This is a genomic window from Kitasatospora sp. NPDC015121 (assembly GCF_055562955.1).
In genome coordinates this window covers 57,763-75,463 of the sequence record NZ_JBVHEH010000026.1, presented here as the reverse complement: position 1 = coordinate 75,463, position 17,701 = coordinate 57,763, and the positions used below count along the sequence as shown (strand labels likewise).

Genomic DNA, 17,701 nt, shown 5'->3' with positions numbered 1-17,701 from the left:
GTCCTAGACGTAGTCGTAGACCGCTGAGGTGGCGCCACCGGAAAGCTGCGCGTAGCCCGGACCCCGATCGAAGAAGGGTTCGTTCTCGCCGCGCTCCGAGCGCAACTGATCTCGCAGCTCCGTGGTAGCAGCCTCGTCGACGGACGGCTCGTCACCGTCGATCACGACTACACCGTAGTCGTCGCGTGCACCTTCGACGGAAACCTTGCGCCACTGAATGTCTCGCAAGACCTCTTCGATCGGGCGCTCCAGTGGATCTCCCCAACCGCCGCCACCGGTGGTACGAATCCGTACGACCTCGCCGGCCTTGATCGGCTCGGCATCGGTCAGTGCGTCGAACTCACGCTCGTTCGGTCCACCCGGATCCAGGACGACGGAGAACGGCCGACCGGCCTTGCCGCCCTTGACTCCCCAGCAGGCGAGGATCGAACGGTCCGCGATGGACATGAAGTGCGCATCCTTGAGCATGCGGATGTGCTTCTCGTATCCCAGGCCGCCGCGGTAGCGTCCGGCTCCGCCGGAATCCATGGCCAGACCGAGCTTCTCGACGATGAAGGGGAAACGGCTCTCGGTGAATTCGGTCGGCAGGTTCCGTGAGTCGGGAACGACGTGAATCGTGTCCTCACCGTCGGCGTAGTAGCGTCCGCCGGAACCGCCACCGAGCACCTCACGCATGAGGTACGAGTGACCCTCGAAGTCCTCGCCGTACACACCGGTGTACCTGATGGTCTCCTGATCGGCGGGCATGTTTCCGTCCACAGCCTTGGCGACGACGCCGGCCAGCACTCCGAGCAGACGGAGGATGACAAACGTGCGAGCGTTGGTGGGGGCAGGGAAGATCGGGGTGATCAATGTTCCCTTCTCGGGGAACTTCATCTCGATCAGCGGTACGACGCCCTCGTTGACATCCAGTTCGGCCATGCGCTCCGGGGTGTCCGCGAGGTTACGCAGAATCGGGGCCAACCACTTGATGAGGAAGTTTCCGTCCGCGTAGTCACCGCAGTGGTTGATCGGACCCTTCGCCTGCGGTCCGGTTCCGTTGAAGTCCAGGATGAGTCGCTCGCCGCCCTCGTCCTCCGGCCGCGTCTTCGTGAGCGTGATGCGCTGGATGTGGAGCATCGGCTCGTCGACGCCGTCGTGCTCGGCGTAGTCCTCCCATGTGTACTCACCGACCGGGATCTTACTGAGGATTTCGCGGCGGTACGTCTCGGTGGTCGCGTCCATCATCGCGTCGAAGCACGACTCGACGGTGTCGACTCCGTATCGCTCGAAGAGTTCGGTGAGTCGACGCGCACCCATCAGGCACGCCGAGCACTCGGCGTCGAGGTCAGCGGCGAGTGCATCCGGCATGCGGGAGTTACGCGTCATGATGCGCAGCGCGGCCTCGTTGGGAACTCCCTGGTCCCACAGTTTGATCGGCGGAACCATCAGTCCCTCTTCGTACACCGTGGTGGCACCGGACGGCATGGAGCCAGGGCAGCAACCGCCGATGTCGTCGTGGTGACCGAATGCCTGAACGAACGCAACAACTTTCGGCTCGGCATCGGGAGTGACGCGGGCGAAGACAGGCACCGTGACGCACAGGTCGGGGAGGTGGCCGATGCCACCTTCGGACAGGTAGACGTCGTTGTGGAAGTACACGTCTCCCGGCTTCATCGTCTCGAGCGGGAAGTCCCGGGCGATCGGATGGACCAGCGCGGAATACGAACGGCCCGTGAGCTTGCGGAGGTTCCGGTCGTGAATACCCGCGCGGAAGTCGTGAGCGTCACGGATCATCGGTGAGCGCGAGGTGCGCGAAATGGAGGTCTCGACCTCCATTTCCACGCTGGCGAGGTAACCGGCGACGATCTCGACCAGAATCGGATCAGGTGACGCGCCGTCGGTAGCGGTGAGTCGGTACGGCTTGGCCGCGGTGGCAGCAGCAGCATCGAGAATGGCGGTCATCACTTCACTCCGTTCGAGTCGGAAGACTTCGAGATACGGATGTTCCCGAAGGTGTCGATACGTGCCGAGAATCCGGGATGGATCGGGACAGTCGAGCTGAACTCCTCGATCACGGCCGGTCCTTCGATGACGTCACCCGCACCGAGCAGCGTGCGGTCGTAGGTAGCCGTTTCGACCCAGCTGTCGAAATACGATTGACGCGAACCGGTTAGAGCCGAGTCGGCGCCGGTGCCGGCGGGGATCTCCTTGAGCGTCGGACGCTTGATCGGGCCGATGCCACTCACGCGCAGGTTGACCCACTCGACGTGCTGCGACGGGTCTCCCCGGAAGTCGTAGCCGTACAGTTCGCGGTGCGCCTGGTGGAACGCCTCGGCCGCGTCGTCCATGATCTGCGCCGTGACGGTACCTTCCGCCACCGGGACGCGAACCTCGAAGGCCTGACCGAGGTAACGTAGATCCGCAGTACGGGAGTACTTGCGCTGCGTCTCGTCGAATCCTTCTTCGGCGAGCGCGATCTCGGCTTCGCCGGCCAGCGCGTCGAACTGGCTCTGCAGGTCTTCTGCCTTCAACCGGTCGTGACGACTCACATGCGTCTGGACGTAGTCGTTGCGGACATCGACCGTCAGCAGACCGAACGCGGAGACGTTACCCGGATTGAGCGGGACAAGAACGTCTTTCAGTCCCAGAATGTCGACGAGACGGCAGGCGAGCAGGGAGCCGGAGCCGCCGAACGTCACGAGGGTGAAGTCACGAACGTCGAGGCCACGCTTGACCGTGATCTGACGCAGGGCGTTGGCCTGGTTCCACGCCGAGACCTCGAGGACGCCGACTGCACACTCCTCGAAGCCCAGACTGAGCTGTGTTGCAAGCTCTTCGAGGCCCTTGCGTGCCAGTTCTGTGTCGAGAGGGATCTCGCCACCGAGCAGGTGGGGTGGGATGCGTCCGAGCAGTACGTGCGCGTCGGTGATGGTCGGTTCGCTGCCGCCCTTGCCGTAGCACAACGGGCCGGGATCGGCGCCTGCCGACTGAGGGCCGACTCGGAGGGTGTGTTCCGGCGTCATCCACGCGATCGAGCCACCGCCGGCGCCGACGGTCACGACGTCGATCATCGGGATCTTCGACGGGTAGTTGCCCACTCGCCCTTCGGTGGTCAGCGCGGGCTCGCCCCGAACCACGACGGTGACGTCCGTCGATGTTCCGCCGCCGTCACAGGTCAACACCTGCTCGACGCCGGCCGCATCGGCGATCAGCGCGGCACCGAGAGCACCGGCAGCCGGTCCCGAAAGTACTGTCGTAATAGGCTGGTGAACAACCTCTTTGGCCGAGAGAACACCGCCGTTGGACTTCATGACGTAGAACGGAATGTCGCGGGGTTCGCCGTCGGTGGTCGAGAACTCACGCAAGCGATTCGCGATGTTGTTCACATAGTTGCGGATGTTCGGCTTGACCGCGGCGTCCACGAGAGTGGTGATGGACCGCTCGTACTCGCGGTACTCACGCAGCACCTGGCTCGAGATGCTCACCGTCGCATCGGGGAAGACTTCGAAGAGGATGTCGCGTACGCGCTCCTCGTGCGTCGGATCTGCGTACGAGTGCATGAGGCAGACGCCGATAGTGCGAATACCGCGGTCCTTGAAGAACTGCGCTGCGCTGCGGACACTCTCTTCGTCGAGCGGACGAATCTCGCTGCCGTCGAAGGAAAGGCGTCCACCGACGGTGCGTACACGATCGGCAGGGACGATGCGTTCGGGCTTGACCCAGAAGTACGAGTTGCCGTAACCGTCCGGCACCGACTGACGAGCGATTTCGAGAACGTGCTCGTAGCCCTCGGTGGTGATGAAGCCGAGATTCTCGACCTTGCCTTCGAGCAGCTTGTTGGTCGCAACCGTCGTGCCATGGCTGACCGCGCCGATCGAGTCGCCACTCTCACCGAGCTTGGCGAGTACCTTCTCGATACCGGCGAGAAAGCCCTCGGCGGGGTCCGCCGGGGTGGACGGGGTCTTGGTGGTGACGATGGCGCCGGTTTCGTCGTCCACTGCCACGATGTCGGTGAACGTTCCGCCGGTATCGATACCGACCCGAATCTTCCTGGGTTCCACGCTTCCTCCTGGGATCTTTGGCTCGTCTCGTCTGGTACCGATCGACGGTTGTGGCCTAGCCGGTAAGTGGCTCGTACCTGACGTGTAGTGCTATTCCACAGGTTCGGAAGAGCGGATTCTTTGTCACAATTCGCCGAATCGGGGGACCAAGGTTCGGCGCACGATCACGAGCGGATCTTCGCCGGCGCCCATGTGGGTTACGCGGACGTGAAAAACGCCCCGAACCTGGTCGGTTCGGGGCGTTTCCCTCATCGTGAAACAGCTGCTGACACTCCGGTGAACTACTCGCGACACCCAGAACGGGCCAGGAATCCGCCTATAGCAACACCTGACAAAGCAATCGCCGCACCGACGACGGCGCTGACCATCACCGTGCGAGCATCGGTGCCGCCCGCTGCCGGCACACCGGCCGGAAGAACCGCTGGCGCCGTGACGGCGCCGGAAACTACCGGCGCCCCCTCGACCGCCACTGCCGGTACGGCCGCCGCCACGGCGGCAGTGACCTTCTCGGGGATTCCGTTGGCAATGACGCCGTCGATGCTCTTGAAGAACACCCCGGCCATTTTCTTGGCGACACCGGTGATCATGCGCTGCCCGACGCCGCCGACCATCCCGCCGACCACGGCGTCGGCGTCGTACGAAAGCAGCGTGCCACCCTCGTTCTCCGTCAACGTGACCGTGACGTCCGCCTTCACCGTGCCGGGAGCACCAGCCCCCGAAGCCGTCATGACAAACGAATTCGGCCGATTCTGTTGCGACAGAACAACCTCGCCGTCGTACACGCCCTTGATCGACGCGACTCCCGCCATGATGGAGAGCTTGTAGTGATTGTCCGTGAGCTGCTCGAGCGACTGCACACCGGGAATGGTCGCGGCCAGTACACGACCGTCCTGGAGCTTGTCGTAGACCTCTTCGCGAGGTGCCGTCAGCTGCGCGGTGCCGGCGATTCTCATGCATTCTCCTCTGATGACGAACCCGCATGTGCGAGTCGAAGTTCGAACAGTTCGGACGGTGAAATGGGCATGGACGTGATCGAGATTCCTTCGGCGTCCTCGATGGCGGCCGCGATGACGGCGCTGGTCGGGATCACACCGGCTTCACCGGCGCCCTTCATTCCGAGTGGGTTGAGTCCCGACGGCGTGACGGTGTGATCCATCTCGAGCGAATCCGGCATCTCGGTGACGAACGGCATCAGGAAGTCCATGTACGACGCGTTGAGCATCTGGCCGTGCTCGTCGTAGACGATCCGCTCGTAGAGTGCGCCGCCGATACCCTGCGCGACGGCGCCCATGACCTGGCCTTCGACGATGCGGGGGTTGATCACGTTTCCGCAGTCGTGGATGACGACGTAACGACGGACAGTGATCTCGGCCGTCACGGGATCGGTTTCGACGATCGCCGCGTGCACTCCCGAAGCGAAGGTGGAGCTGGGCGGCGAGTAGTAGCCGGTGGCTTCCAGGCCGGGCTGCTCACCCTCGGGAATCGGCGGCTTCGACATGTCCGTGTCGGTCTTGGCGAAACCGGTAGCCAGCTTCGACTCACGGTCGAATGCATATCGTAGCGGGTTCGACAGCACGGCAACAACACTCAGCGGTACGGACGTACCCTCCACGCCGGCCTCGGTGCCGATCTTGCACACGTGGCCTTCCCGGAGTTCCAGGTCGGTTTCCGGCAGATCCAGGATTCCGGACGCGATCTTCTTCGCCTTCTCCGCGACCATCTGCGCCGCGACGTGGAAGGCCGAACCAGACATGACTGCACCACGCGAGGCGAAAGTGCCGACGGCATAACCGAACCGGCGGGTGTCACCGGTGACGATCTCGACGTCGGAGACCTTGACTCCGAGGTCGTCCGCAACGATCTGGGCGAACGCGGTCTGGTGGCCTTGGCCCTGCGTCGTCAAGCCTGTTGCGGCCTTGACCTTTCCGGACGTCTCGACCACTACGTGCGCGCCTTCGTAGGGTCCGGGTCCGGTTCCCTCGACGTACGCACCGATACCGATGCCGACCGACCGACCTTCGGCGCGAGCCTTCCTCTGGTACTCGGGAAATCCGTCCCAGTCGATGAGCTTCTTGAGCTTGTCGATGCCTGCCTGGTAGTCACCCGTGTCGTAGATCAACGGGCGTCCGTCCTGGAACATCAGGCCGAAGTCGTACGGCATGTCCTCGGGGCGAATGAAGTTCGCCTCCCGCACCGCGATCTTGTCCTTGTTCAAGTACTTGGCGATGGCGTCCATGGATCGCTCCATCGCGAACACGGCCTGCGGACGTCCGGCACCGCGGTACGGGGTCACGATGACCGTGTTGGTGTACAGCGAATAGGCGTTGACCCGGAACGACTTCGGCTTGTACGGCCCGAGAACCTGCGTCGCGGTGTTGATCATGACGATGATCCCGTACGGCAGGTAGGCGCCGTTGTCGTGCCAGAACGTGAAGTCGAAGGCCAACAGACGGCCGTCGTCGTCGAATCCGATGTCGACCTTCTGGATCTGCCCACGCTCGTGCGCACTGGAGATGAAGTGCTCTCGGCGATCCTCGACCCACTTCACCTCACAGGAGATGCCGGCCTGGCCGAGGCGTCGAGCGGCCCACGTGATCATCACTTCTTCGGGCCACGGGTGAACGATCTTGACACCGAATCCACCGCCGACGTCGGGAGCGATGCAGTGAACCTTGTTCAGTGCCATACCCAGTCGCGCGGCAATGGCGGCGCGGGCGGAGGTGGACGTCTGGGTGGAGGTCCAGAACGTGAGGGTGTTCTCGTCGCCGTCCCAGCGTGCGTAGACACCCTTGCCCTCCATCGGCATGGAAGCCGAACGCTCGATTTCGAGATCCAACGTCAGTCGGTGTGGCGCGGCGGCCAGTTCGGCATCGAGATCTCCGAACCCGTGCTGCAGGTGAGCGGCGACGTTGTCCGGAACGTCGGCGTGGACGGCGTTGTCGGCGGTGCGAGCGACGTCGATCCCCACTACCGGCTTCAACGCCTCGTAGGCGACGTCGATCTTCGCGCACGCATCCTCGGCGATGTACCGGTTGTCGGCGACGACCATCGCGATAGCTTCTCCGACGTGCTTCACCTCGTCCTTGGCGAGGGGATACCCGTTGCGCGGAGCGATGATTCCCGGATGCGGAATGAGCAGTGGCAGGTTTTCTGCCATTTCCGGAGTGTCGGCCAGGAGATCTTCGTAGGTGTAGATGGCATGTACGCCAGGCACTTCCAGCGCCTGATCGATGTCGATGTCGATGATTCGCGCATGTGCATGCGGCGACCTGACGAATGCCGCGATCAGTGCGTTGTGGCCCAGATCGTCCAGATACCGCCCCTGACCGCTGAGCAGGCGCGTATCTTCTTCACGCGGAATCGGTTTGCCGAAGAACTTGCCGTCGTCGGCAACCGAATGATCGGCCGTCGAATGATCGGTAGCGGGGTGCTTCGCCCCGTTGCGCTTTGCTGGTTTGACCGGAGTACTCATGCTTTACCCGCCCGTCCTCCGACGGGATTCGTCGTTCCCCGCACCTTGCGATCCAACGCCTCCCGAGTGGACGCGTCGTCGATTCCGAGCGGGAACTGCCCGGCTCGTTCACGCTTGATCTCGGCTGCGCGCAGAACCGACGCCCTGATGTTCTGGTATCCCGTACAACGGCAGAGGTTTCCGGCTATCGCGTCCGTTGCTTCCTCACGCGTGGGATTCGGGTTCTCCTCGAGAAAGGCCGCGATGGTCGTCACGAATCCCGGTGTGCAGAATCCGCATTGCAAGCCGTGACAATCCTTGAAGGCCTGCTGAACCGGATGCAAAGTACCGTCCGGCTCGACGAGGCCTTCGACGGTCGTGATCGATCGACCTTCGAGGCTGGCAGCGAGGACGAGGCAGGACCGAACCGGCTTTCCGTCGAGCAGCACGGTGCACGCACCACACACGCCGTGTTCACAACCGACGTGCGTGCCCGTCTTACGGAGGTGGTGACGAATGGCATCCGAAGCCAAAGTGCGGGAGGGAAGAACGACGGTGCTCGTCACCTCGTTGAGCGTGAACGTCACGGCCACATGGTGTTCACCGGTATCTGCTGCCAACTCGGCAAGTTGATCATCGATGGAGCGATCGTTTTTGGACATAGTCACCACTTTCCTGCCAGTACTGCGTTCTCACTGAGAGCGTCCGTTGCTGCCGCGAAGCCGACCCGCGCCGTGAGCGCGGACACCAACTGCGAGCGGTACGCCGCCGTCCCGTGAATGTCTGCCTCGGTATCTATCTGCGCGCGGGCGCATTCTCCGAGAGTGCGCCATCGCGGGTCTCGCTGATCCGTCGCCGACGCCCCCGCCAGCACGTCCGTGTAGTCCACGACCTGACCCAACTCTCCGGCGGACACGTACGTCATGTGTGCTTCGGCCACCAGTCCGTCGACCACGCGAATCCGGGCGACGACGCCGACCAGTGCGTAGTCACCGTGACGACGCGCGATCTCGTCGATGGCGGTTCCCACGCCGGGCTCGGCGGCCGGCACCGACACCGACACCGCGATCTCGTCCGATTCCAGGCTCGACTCGAGAGGACCGGCGAAGAGATCCGTCGACGCGATCTCGCGGGTGCCACGCACCGACTGGACGGTCACGCTGCCCCCGAGCAGTGTCAGGACTGCCGGCATCTCCGCCGACGGGTCGGCGTGGACGATGGAGCCGACGCTCGTCCCGCGGTTACGGATCGTGGGGTGCGCTACCAACTGCAGAGCACGGTTCAGTAGCGGCTGAACTCGACGAGCACCTTCGTCAGCTGCCAGCACCGAGTGCGTGGCCAAGGCTTGGAACCGCACTCCTGTGTCTTCGGACGAGGTCACCGAAGCGAGGTTCGGGATCGATCCGATGTCGACGATGTGGGCGGGGGCGGCGAGGCGCATGGACAGCAGCGGCACAAGCGACTGCCCGCCGGCGAGCACCTTCCCCTCGTGAGAGACCTCGGAGAGGATTCGGCACGCGTCCTCGACCGAGGACGGTCGGTGATAAGTCAGCGGCGACGGTTTCATTACTCAATCCTGCCTCTATGAGTCACTTCACGTTTTGTGCAGATGTGACAACGGTCACGGGTCATACCTGGCATACATTCAACTTGGCATCACGTGAGCTGCGCCACGGGCTCTTCCCGTTCGTCATCTGACGCATTCGCCCCCGGGGTCGTGCTCGGCCGTCGGCCGGACGTAGGCCTGTTCAGTTCGGGGTTCCAGGACCCTACGAGCTGGCAGAAGTGGTACATCACGATCACGACGACGGTGCCGAGCGCGATGCCTCCGAGCGAGAAGGTGTCACTGAACTTCAGAGCCGTATCGCCGATACCGATGATCAGGCCGGCGGCGATCGGCATCAGATTCAGCGGATTCCCGAAGTCGACACCGTTCTCTTTCCAGATCTTGGCGCCGAGCAGACCGATCATGCCGAACAGAACCACAAGAATTCCGCCGAGAACGCCGCCGGGCGTCGCTGCCATGACTGCTCCGAACTTGGGCGAGAAGCCGAGCAGGATCGCGATGAAACCGGCAATCACGTACGCGGCGGTCGAGTACACCCGGGTCGCTGCCATGACACCGATGTTCTCGGCGTGTGTCGTCGTGGGGGAGCCGCCTACTGCGCTGGCGATGGCGGTGGCAAAACCGTCACCGGCAATTGCGCGTCCGATGTACGGGTCGAGATCGTCGCCCGTGATCTCTGCGACTGCCTTGACGTGGCCGGCGTTTTCCGCGACCAGTGCGATGACACCGGGAAGGACCAGGACGATGAACGTGAGGCTGAACGAGGGAGCGTGGATGCCGACGATTCCGTTGGCTTCGTCCGAGAACGGCGGCAACCCGAACCAGGACGCCGAGTGCACCGAATCCCAGTTGACACGAAAGTGCTCGGTGGGTGCGCCACTACCACTGGCGGACGTGATCGGACCGGAGACCCGGTCCAGGACCCACGAGAAGATGTAACCGAAAACCAGCGCGACGAGAATGGCGATACGTCCCAGGAAACCGCGTAGCGCAACGCTCATCACGATCAGTGCCACCATCACGATCAGTGCCACCCACTGGTCCTGCGGCCAGTACAGCCCCGCGACAACCGGCGCCAGGTTGAAACCGATCAACATCACCACTGCGCCGGTCACCACCGGCGGTAGCGCTTTACTGATAACGCCACCGCCGAGAAAGTGGATGGCGATACCGACGAATCCCAGAACCAGTCCGGACACCAGAATCGCACCGGTCACTTCCGCCGTCGTTCCGCCCTGGGCACGAATAGCGGCGACACCGCCGACAAAGGCCGCGGACGTGCCGAGGTAACTGGGGACGTGCCCCTTGACCACCAGGAGGAAGAAGAGCGTACAAAATCCCGACATCATCACGGCAAGTTGAGGATTGAGGCCCATGATGATCGGGAACACGAACGTCGCGCCGAACATCGACACGACATGTTGACCACCCAACCCGATGGTTCTCGCCCAACTGAGTCGCTCGCCGGGAGCAACCACTTCACCGGGCCCGATGTTCTTTCCATCTCCGTGCAACGTCCAGATCGGCATGACGAGACCTTTCGCGAAGGAGGAAGGTGTTCGAAATGCTTTGTGCCCCAGCTCACAAACACCGTGTCTGGAGTGAAACGCTAATACAGCACCAAGATTTGGACGTGATGACAATCTGCCAGAACCCGCTCACCGAGATTGGCAACAATGGTGACAGATGATGCGGGCAGGGGTCATCGTCAGTGCTGGAGACAGTTTCGACGAAAATTGGGACCACGATAGGACGGGCCCCAACATTTTCGTCGGCTTAATGATTCCGTAACACGATGTCTGTCAACGGAAAACGAGGTACCTAACCGAGGGCTGCGAGGATCCCTGCTGCCATCTCCGCGACCTGATCATCGGTCATCACGAACGTCGGCGAAATCTGCATCGCACCCTGACCCGCAGCGCGACCCGAAATACCGTGCTCACGCAACGTCTTCACGAACGGCAAAGCCTCCGCCGGATCAACCAACTGCACCGCAGCGACCGCACCGAGCCCACTACGAACCTCCGCCACCCGCGGATGCTCCGCCAACGGCTGCAGATGCGTATGCAACGACGCCTCCAAACGCTTCGACTCCCCGAGCAAATTCTCACGCTCGACAATGTCGAGGTTCGCCATCGCCGCAGCAGCAGCACCGGCATGCCCGCCGTACGTGTAACCATGACGCCACCACGAACCCGCATAAAACGGCTCCGCCACCCGCGGCGCGATGAACACCGCACCCATCGGAAGATAACCCGACGTCAAACCCTTCGCCGTGGTCATCATGTCAGGCTGCAAATCGAAACGAGTGGATGCGAACCACTCGCCGCCGATACGACCGAAACCGGTCACCACCTCGTCGACGACAAACAGAATGTCGTGCTCACGGCAGATGTCACGCACCTCCGCCAGATACCCCTCCGGCGGAAGATACACCCCACCCGCACCGATGATCGGCTCCGCGAAGAACGCGGCGATCTTGTTCGCACCGATCCTCTCGATCAACTCGAGCAGACTCTTCGCATCATCCCAACCGACCGTCGCCGCATCCGCCATCAGCTCGCCGTAACCCTCACGGTTCACCGGAATACCCGCCAGAGCCGTTCCCGCAACATGCATTCCGTGATACGCCTTCTGACGACCGACAATGATGGCCTTATCCGGCTGCCCCACCTCATGCCAATACCGGCGAGCGAGCTTCGCCGCAGTGTCCACCGAATCCGAACCACCCGAGGTGAAGAAGATCTTGCTCCCGGCAACCGGCGCGATCGTCGCCAACCGCTCCGCCAACACCTGCGTGGTCTCGGGAACAAAATCACCGAAGTTGGAGAAATGAGCGATCTTCGACAACTGAGCCGCCACCGCGTCCGCGATCTCCGTGCGCCCGTGCCCGACATTGGTGAACCACAGGCCCGCCGTCGCATCCAGATACCGAGTGCCCTCGCGGTCCCAGATGTACGCCCCCTCACCGCGAGAGACGACAAACGCGCCGTTCTTCTCCACAGCGCCCATGTCCGCGAACCCGTGCCACAATGCCGAAGCCATCGTCGTTCTCTCCCAACTGGATACGTTCGAAATAGATGAGTCAGTTCACGTGGAGTGCGGGCGGAAGAACCCGCTCGACCCACTGGGTTGCCTGCTCGAATGCGTAGGCGAGTTGGAGTACGTCCACGTCGGCGCCGTGCCGACCGATGATCTGGATACCCATGGGAAGCGAACGATCGTCGAAGCCGACCGGCATCCCCGCAACCGGAACTCCGGCCATCGTCCAGGGAACAACCGTCTCCATCCACCGGTGATACGTGTCCATCGACCGCCCGTCGACGGTCTCGGGCCAGTGAGTGTTCTTGTCGAAAGGAAACACCTGAGCACTCGGCGCGAGAATGTAGTCGTACGTTTCGAACATCTTGGTAACGGCCGACAGCCAGCCGTTGCGGGCCTCCGCAGCCTTGGTCACGTCGAGTGCCGAGAGGGTGACGGCATGCTCGAGTTCCCACAACAGTTCGGGCTTCATCAACTCACGCATACTCGGGTCGTTGTACTGATCGATCAAGCCGAGCTGCGCCCACCAACGCCATCGCAAGAACAGTTGCCAGATGTCCTCGGGTTTGAAGTCGGGAAGCGCCGCCTCGACGCGGCACCCCAACTGTTCGAAGACCTCGAACGAGGATTCACACAACTCGAGAACTCCAGGTTCGGTTGCCAGGTAACCGTTCCAGTCACCGACCCATGCGATCCGAGAGCCTTTCAGATCACGTGCGAGGCTTTCGGTGAACACAGCGGGATCCTCACGAATCCCCAGCGGTGCATAAGCATCCGGCCCTGCCATCGTGGAGAGCAGGTGAGCTACATCGGTGACGGTTCGGCCCATCGGGCCTACAACCGCGCCCTGCGCGATGAATCCCGTCTCCGGTATCCGACCCCACGATGGTCGAAACCCCACGACGTTGTTGAACGCCGACGGGTTTCGGAGCGAACCCATGTAATCGCTTCCGTCTGCCACCGGCAGCATGCGAAGCGCCAGCGACGCTGCGGCGCCTCCGCTGCTACCGCCGGCAGTGCGCGAATTGTCGTACGGAGACACCGTAGTACCCCACACCGGGTTGTACGTCTGGGATCCGAGCCCGAACTCCGGGGTGTTCGTCTTGCCGATCACAATGGCACCGGCAGACTTGATCCGCTTGACGAACAGGTCGTCCTCTTCGGCGATTCGGTCCGCGAACATCGGCGACCCGGAGGTGAACGGCAGACCCTTGGCTGCCGAAAGATCCTTCACTGCATGCGGAAACCCGTGCATCCAACCGAGATACTGCCCACTCGCCAACTGCGAATCACGCTCGCGCGCCTCCGCCGTCAACGCTTCCCGATCCCGCAAGGCAACTATCGCGTTCACCGCCGGGTTATGTGCTTCGATCTGGTCGAGGAAGCTGTCCATCACCTCGACACACGACACTTCACGCCTGCGTATCAGACCACTGAGCGTGACCGCATCGGCCATGACGAGCTCGCGATTTTCGGGCGCACCGGAAACGCTCTCGTCGACAGGGTCAGCAGCATGAACCATCGTGAATCCTTTCAAGCAGTGAAGTGGGGTGCGCCGGAGCGGACTCGCCGCCACCGGCAACTGATTCGAGGACGAATTACCGGTGGCGGCGCGACTGTCGAGGTTTCCAGCGAGGTTCTTGCCTGTTACTGACCGAGGTCGACGATCGCGGCGACAGGGCCGCCACCCTCGGGGCCCTGATGCGCTGCCGAGACCGACACGAACACAGCCGGATCACCGGTGACAGCGGCAGTGACTCCACCGACACACGACTTGATCTGGCGGTGCCAGTGCACGTCGGAATCGTCGAGCATCGCATTACGACGGCCACGGACCGTTCCGTCCTGACTGGCCTCGCACTTCAAGAACACGTTGACGAGTTGACCGTCCAGGTCGCTCGAGTGCGGCCGCTCCGGAAGTTCGAGCCCGGCGTCACGGATCGCCGCCCAGATTCCGTCCTGGTCGAGCGGATCCTTCATCACGCTGTGGCCGATCCGGTAGCGTCCGCCGACGCCACGTGCATTACCGACGACGACGATCTGAGCCCGGTCCAACTCGACGCCGGACGAGCAGGATGCGACAGAAGAGAAGAGTTCGCGGCTGTGCATGACATCCTCGTCGGACGGCATGTCGATTTCGCCGAGCGCAACCGCGATCCCGAGGGCCGTACCGCCGTTGGACAGGTCCATCGACTCGTGAGTTTGTTCGGTCCACACCGTCTTGCCGCGACTCTTGGCGTCACGGATGGTGTGGATTGTCAGCAACGGAGTCTTGGTCTGTACGTAGTGCACGTCGGCGGGATCGGTGATGCCGGCATTGGCCATCGCATCTTTCACTGCCGCAGCCACTTTGGTGATCATCGCCGTACGACCGATGTCCTCGGGCAGCAACTGCTCACTCATCGCGACACCCACGGTCAGGCGCGGCTCGTCGGTCTTGGTGACCTTGTCTGCCGGTACCGTCGCGAAGATCGTCGCGTGCGGGCTGATCACACCGTCCGTGCCGCCGGACCAGACGATCGGCACCTCTGCCACCTCTTCGGGGCTGCGATTACCCTTGGCGGAGAGAACCTCTCGAAACGCGCGGTCCGCGATGATGCGCGTGTAGTCGTTGACGCCGCCGTTACCCTCGGTTTTGCCGATGACTGCAATGACGCGGTCGGCCTCGAGGACACCGTCGTCGATCAGCTTGGCGAGCTCACTGGCGTCGGAGACGCTGTGTAGCGGAACCTTACGGACCTCGATTGCTTCGGGCATTGGCATCTCCTTGTATAGGGAATCGTGGAGGCAAAATTGGGCCTTGACAGCTCCCGGCGCCCAGTCCAGCCGAGCGGTTCGGAACTGCCATGCCGACCACGCTATGACGACTCGAACCCTTCGGCATCGTCAATACTTGCCCAAACGAAAACCGTGATTGGTTATTTCGACTCCGATTCACCGGTTGTGCGCCGCCCCATCGGTTCTCACTTACGATTCGTCCATGGACACCACTGTTGTCGACCATCCGCTGGCGGCGTCGCTGCTCACGACCATGCGCGACGCTCGCAGCGACAACGCAACGTTCCGGTCCGCCCTGCGCAGACTGACCCATATGTTGGTCTACGAGGCCATGCGCGGCGCAGAAGTGGAACAGTTCGACATCGAGACGCCAGTTGCTCCGACGCTGGGAGTGCGGCTGGCAAATCCACCGCTCCTGGTACCGGTCTTGCGAGCGGGCCTCGGCATGGTCGAACAGGCGAGTGCCCTCATTCCGCAGGCAGGCGTAGGTTTCGTGGGAATGGCGCGAGACGAGAAGACACACCAACCGGTTCCGTATCTCGAGTCCCTGCCTGCCGATCTGTCGGACACCCCCGTCTACGTCCTCGATCCGATGTTGGCGACCGGTGGATCCATCATCCGCACAATCGATCTGCTCATCGCACGCGGAGCCACCGATGTGACTGCAATATGTGTCGTCGTGGCTCCGGAAGGGATCGAAGCGCTGAGGAAGTCCGGACATCCAGTCAGGCTCCTCACTGCGAGCATCGACGACGGCCTGAACGAAAATGCTTTCCTGGTACCTGGACTCGGAGACGCGGGCGATCGCCAATTCGGACCTCGATAGTTGGCAGACATCGGGAGATCTACTCATTTCGAGAGGACATTTTCGTCAACTGTTGACAATGTTCGCAGCGTGATCGCGCGTAGTCTCGCGACATGGATAGATCTGCCAAATATTCGAGCGAAGAGCTTCAACATTTGCCAGAAGGTGGCGACTACAGGTTGACGGTTCGGGATGTCCTCGAGCTGCCCAGTCTGCATGGAGCCGAAGTCCTTGCCGGGCACGGGGGGTTGCGCCACCTCGTCCAATCGGTGAACGTGATGGAAGTACCGGACATCCTCGCTTGGGTGAAGCCGAACGAACTGTTGGTGACTACCGGGTTCCCGCTGCGCTACGGGCGAACCGGAGAGCTTCTCGACGATACCGATCTCAGCGACCTCGTCGACGGTCTCGCACGCCGAGGGGTCGCGGCACTTGCCGTGAAAACCGGCCGCTATCTCGACGAACTGCCGGAAGCCATGCTGCACATGGCAGAGCAGCGAGGGCTGCCGTTGTTGGTTCTTCCCGTCACCGCAGGGTTCGACGAGGTGATCTCGGAGGTCTTCACCAAGTTGGTGGCGAAGCAGTCTGCGGCACTCGACATTGCCGACCGTCTTCACCGCTCGTTGACTTCGATCGTCTTGGAAGGTGGCGATCTACCCCAGATTGCAGCAGAATTCGCCGCGCTTTTCGACGTCAGCGTTCTGATCTGCTCGCCGGACGGAAGGGTGTTGACCGAGGCCGGGGATTCAGCTGCACTGAACGCGCTTCCGTTGTTCGAGAGCACCGGTCGGTTCCTGACCGAACGGGTCGCTGTCGGTTTACAGAACGCGCCCAAGGGATTTCCTGGTCAGTTGGCGCTCACCCGAGTGGTGGCCGGCGGCACCGACCACGGCCGGATGGTGGCGTACGCCGGCACCCACGAACTCGGCGCAGTTGTCGTTCAAGCGCTGGAGCGAGCGGCCACCGTTGCCGCGCTGGCCGTCACCAAACAGCTGGCAGTTGCGGCAGTGGAATCCAAGTTCCGCGGCGACTTCCTCCGCGACGCACTGATAGGCGAAGCCGGCTCGCCGGCGGAAGTGAGCGCGCACTTCACCCAGTTGGGGTGGGATGTCACTCGTCCACTTGCCGTTGTGGTTGCAGAACTCGACGTCGATCACCCGGAATCCCAGCACGCGAATTCCACTCGCACGGACCAAGATCGACTCAGCGACGGCTGGCAACAAGTGGTCCGAACACACGAGCGGACGGCGCCGTCCGTCGGGTTTCGACACGAGGTGGTCACGCTTTTCCCGACCAGCACCGACCGTGCGGTTCGGGACATCGAAGGGTTGGTGCGCAAGGTTGCCGGCGATCGCACCAGCGGCCGCCGATCCTTCAGCACGGGAGTGAGCCGGGTGATCTACTCCCTGGCCGATCTACCCGCGGCCTACGACCAAGCCTGTACAGCCGTGGTCGTCGGCCGACGTATCAACGGGCCGGGGCAGATCGCACACTTCGACGAACTCGGTGTACACCGACTCCTCTCGCTCCAGACGGACAAGAGCGAACTGCGTTCGTTCACCGATGACGTTCTGAAGTCCTTGTCGGCGGACAACGCCGAAGCCGCTGACCTGCGTCTGACACTCCAGACCCTGCTCGACTGCAATTGCAATGTCGCCGAGGCCTCCCGGGCGCTGCACATGCACTACAACACTTTGCGTTACAGAATCGGAAAGCTGGAGAGCGTCGTCGGATCGTTCACCGACGACCCCGTCCTTCGATTGAACGTCTCACTCGCCCTGCAGGTCATGAAGATGCACGAAATGTCATGACTTCGCACGATATGAGCTGACAGAACGTCCCGATAGCGGTTCGATACAACCGCAATCCAGCCGTGCGGTGAGCGTTCGTCACTTCTTACCCACCACTGATACCCGTCATCGGCAAGGTTACCCATGTGCCGTTGACCGGTGCGCGCTTACGGTTCGAAAGACGGGCCGCACATACCTCCTTCAGTGGCCCTGGCCGATTTCTCG

The 17,701-nt window shown here is 62.5% G+C and carries 12 protein-coding genes; 2 read left to right on the top strand and 10 right to left on the bottom strand.

What is annotated here, in order from left to right; all coding sequences use genetic code 11:
• Positions 1–3: 3 nt before the first annotated feature.
• The 10 genes from ACZ3J7_RS31570 to bar all read right to left on the bottom strand — a co-directional run bounded on the left by ACZ3J7_RS31570 (position 4) and on the right by bar (position 14,860).
• Positions 4–1,944: a hydantoinase B/oxoprolinase family protein gene (locus ACZ3J7_RS31570; protein WP_124567290.1), complete on the bottom strand. Its 1,941-nt coding sequence runs from the start codon at positions 1,942–1,944 to the stop codon at positions 4–6.
• A complete protein-coding gene (locus ACZ3J7_RS31565; protein ID WP_166810047.1) occupies positions 1,944–4,043 on the bottom strand; it encodes a hydantoinase/oxoprolinase family protein in 2,100 nt (699 codons plus the stop codon). The genes ACZ3J7_RS31570 and ACZ3J7_RS31565 overlap by 1 nt, the downstream gene beginning before the upstream one ends.
• Positions 4,044–4,324: 281 nt before the next feature.
• On the bottom strand, positions 4,325–4,996 hold the full coding sequence (locus ACZ3J7_RS31560) for an SRPBCC family protein (RefSeq protein ID WP_166810048.1): 672 nt from the start codon (positions 4,994–4,996) through the stop codon (positions 4,325–4,327).
• Positions 4,993–7,515: an aerobic carbon-monoxide dehydrogenase large subunit gene (gene cutA, locus ACZ3J7_RS31555; protein ID WP_298772586.1), complete on the bottom strand. Its 2,523-nt coding sequence runs from the start codon at positions 7,513–7,515 to the stop codon at positions 4,993–4,995. Before cutA ends, ACZ3J7_RS31560 begins: the two co-directional genes overlap by 4 nt.
• Positions 7,512–8,156: a (2Fe-2S)-binding protein gene (locus tag ACZ3J7_RS31550; protein ID WP_029256750.1), complete on the bottom strand. Its 645-nt coding sequence runs from the start codon at positions 8,154–8,156 to the stop codon at positions 7,512–7,514. The genes cutA and ACZ3J7_RS31550 overlap by 4 nt, the downstream gene beginning before the upstream one ends.
• 2 nt (positions 8,157–8,158) lie before the next feature.
• Positions 8,159–9,061 carry an FAD binding domain-containing protein gene (locus ACZ3J7_RS31545; RefSeq protein WP_095971642.1) on the bottom strand — a complete coding sequence of 301 codons (903 nt, stop codon included), beginning with the start codon at positions 9,059–9,061 and terminating at the stop codon, positions 8,159–8,161.
• Positions 9,062–9,150: 89 nt separating this feature from the next.
• Complete coding sequence (locus ACZ3J7_RS31540; RefSeq protein WP_298772582.1) at positions 9,151–10,590, bottom strand: uracil-xanthine permease family protein; 1,440 nt, start codon at positions 10,588–10,590, stop codon at positions 9,151–9,153.
• Positions 10,591–10,882: 292 nt separating this feature from the next.
• Entirely contained in the window at positions 10,883–12,106 is a 1,224-nt protein-coding gene (locus tag ACZ3J7_RS31535; protein WP_353799008.1) for an aminotransferase family protein, read from the bottom strand.
• A 40-nt stretch (positions 12,107–12,146) separates the two neighbouring features.
• Positions 12,147–13,625, bottom strand: coding sequence for an amidase (locus ACZ3J7_RS31530; protein WP_298775597.1), 1,479 nt, complete (start codon positions 13,623–13,625; stop codon positions 12,147–12,149).
• 125 nt (positions 13,626–13,750) lie between these two features.
• On the bottom strand, positions 13,751–14,860 hold the full coding sequence (bar, locus tag ACZ3J7_RS31525; RefSeq protein ID WP_095971639.1) for a barbiturase: 1,110 nt from the start codon (positions 14,858–14,860) through the stop codon (positions 13,751–13,753).
• A gap of 223 nt (positions 14,861–15,083) precedes the next feature.
• Between bar and upp the strand changes: the two genes are divergently transcribed.
• Both upp and ACZ3J7_RS31515 read left to right on the top strand, forming a co-directional pair.
• Positions 15,084–15,707, top strand: coding sequence for a uracil phosphoribosyltransferase (gene upp, locus ACZ3J7_RS31520; RefSeq protein WP_095971638.1), 624 nt, complete (start codon positions 15,084–15,086; stop codon positions 15,705–15,707).
• A 92-nt stretch (positions 15,708–15,799) separates the two neighbouring features.
• On the top strand, positions 15,800–17,497 hold the full coding sequence (locus ACZ3J7_RS31515; protein WP_353799009.1) for a PucR family transcriptional regulator: 1,698 nt from the start codon (positions 15,800–15,802) through the stop codon (positions 17,495–17,497).
• The last annotated feature ends 204 nt before the right edge of the window (positions 17,498–17,701 follow it).

Bases quoted from the DNA above. Each gene is read 5' to 3' on its own strand.
- ACZ3J7_RS31570 (WP_124567290.1), bottom strand. From the start codon at position 1,944: ATGACCGCCATTCTCGATGCTGCTGCTGCCACCGCGGCCAAGCCGTAC.
- ACZ3J7_RS31560 (WP_166810048.1), bottom strand. From the start codon at position 4,996: ATGAGAATCGCCGGCACCGCGCAGCTGACGGCACCTCGCGAAGAGGTC.
- cutA (WP_298772586.1), bottom strand. From the start codon at position 7,515: ATGAGTACTCCGGTCAAACCAGCAAAGCGCAACGGGGCGAAGCACCCC.
- ACZ3J7_RS31550 (WP_029256750.1), bottom strand. From the start codon at position 8,156: ATGTCCAAAAACGATCGCTCCATCGATGATCAACTTGCCGAGTTGGCA.
- ACZ3J7_RS31545 (WP_095971642.1), bottom strand. From the start codon at position 9,061: ATGAAACCGTCGCCGCTGACTTATCACCGACCGTCCTCGGTCGAGGAC.
- ACZ3J7_RS31540 (WP_298772582.1), bottom strand. From the start codon at position 10,590: ATGCCGATCTGGACGTTGCACGGAGATGGAAAGAACATCGGGCCCGGT.
- ACZ3J7_RS31535 (WP_353799008.1), bottom strand. From the start codon at position 12,106: ATGGCTTCGGCATTGTGGCACGGGTTCGCGGACATGGGCGCTGTGGAG.
- ACZ3J7_RS31530 (WP_298775597.1), bottom strand. From the start codon at position 13,625: ATGGTTCATGCTGCTGACCCTGTCGACGAGAGCGTTTCCGGTGCGCCC.
- bar (WP_095971639.1), bottom strand. From the start codon at position 14,860: ATGCCCGAAGCAATCGAGGTCCGTAAGGTTCCGCTACACAGCGTCTCC.
- upp (WP_095971638.1), top strand. From the start codon at position 15,084: ATGGACACCACTGTTGTCGACCATCCGCTGGCGGCGTCGCTGCTCACG.
- ACZ3J7_RS31515 (WP_353799009.1), top strand. From the start codon at position 15,800: ATGGATAGATCTGCCAAATATTCGAGCGAAGAGCTTCAACATTTGCCA.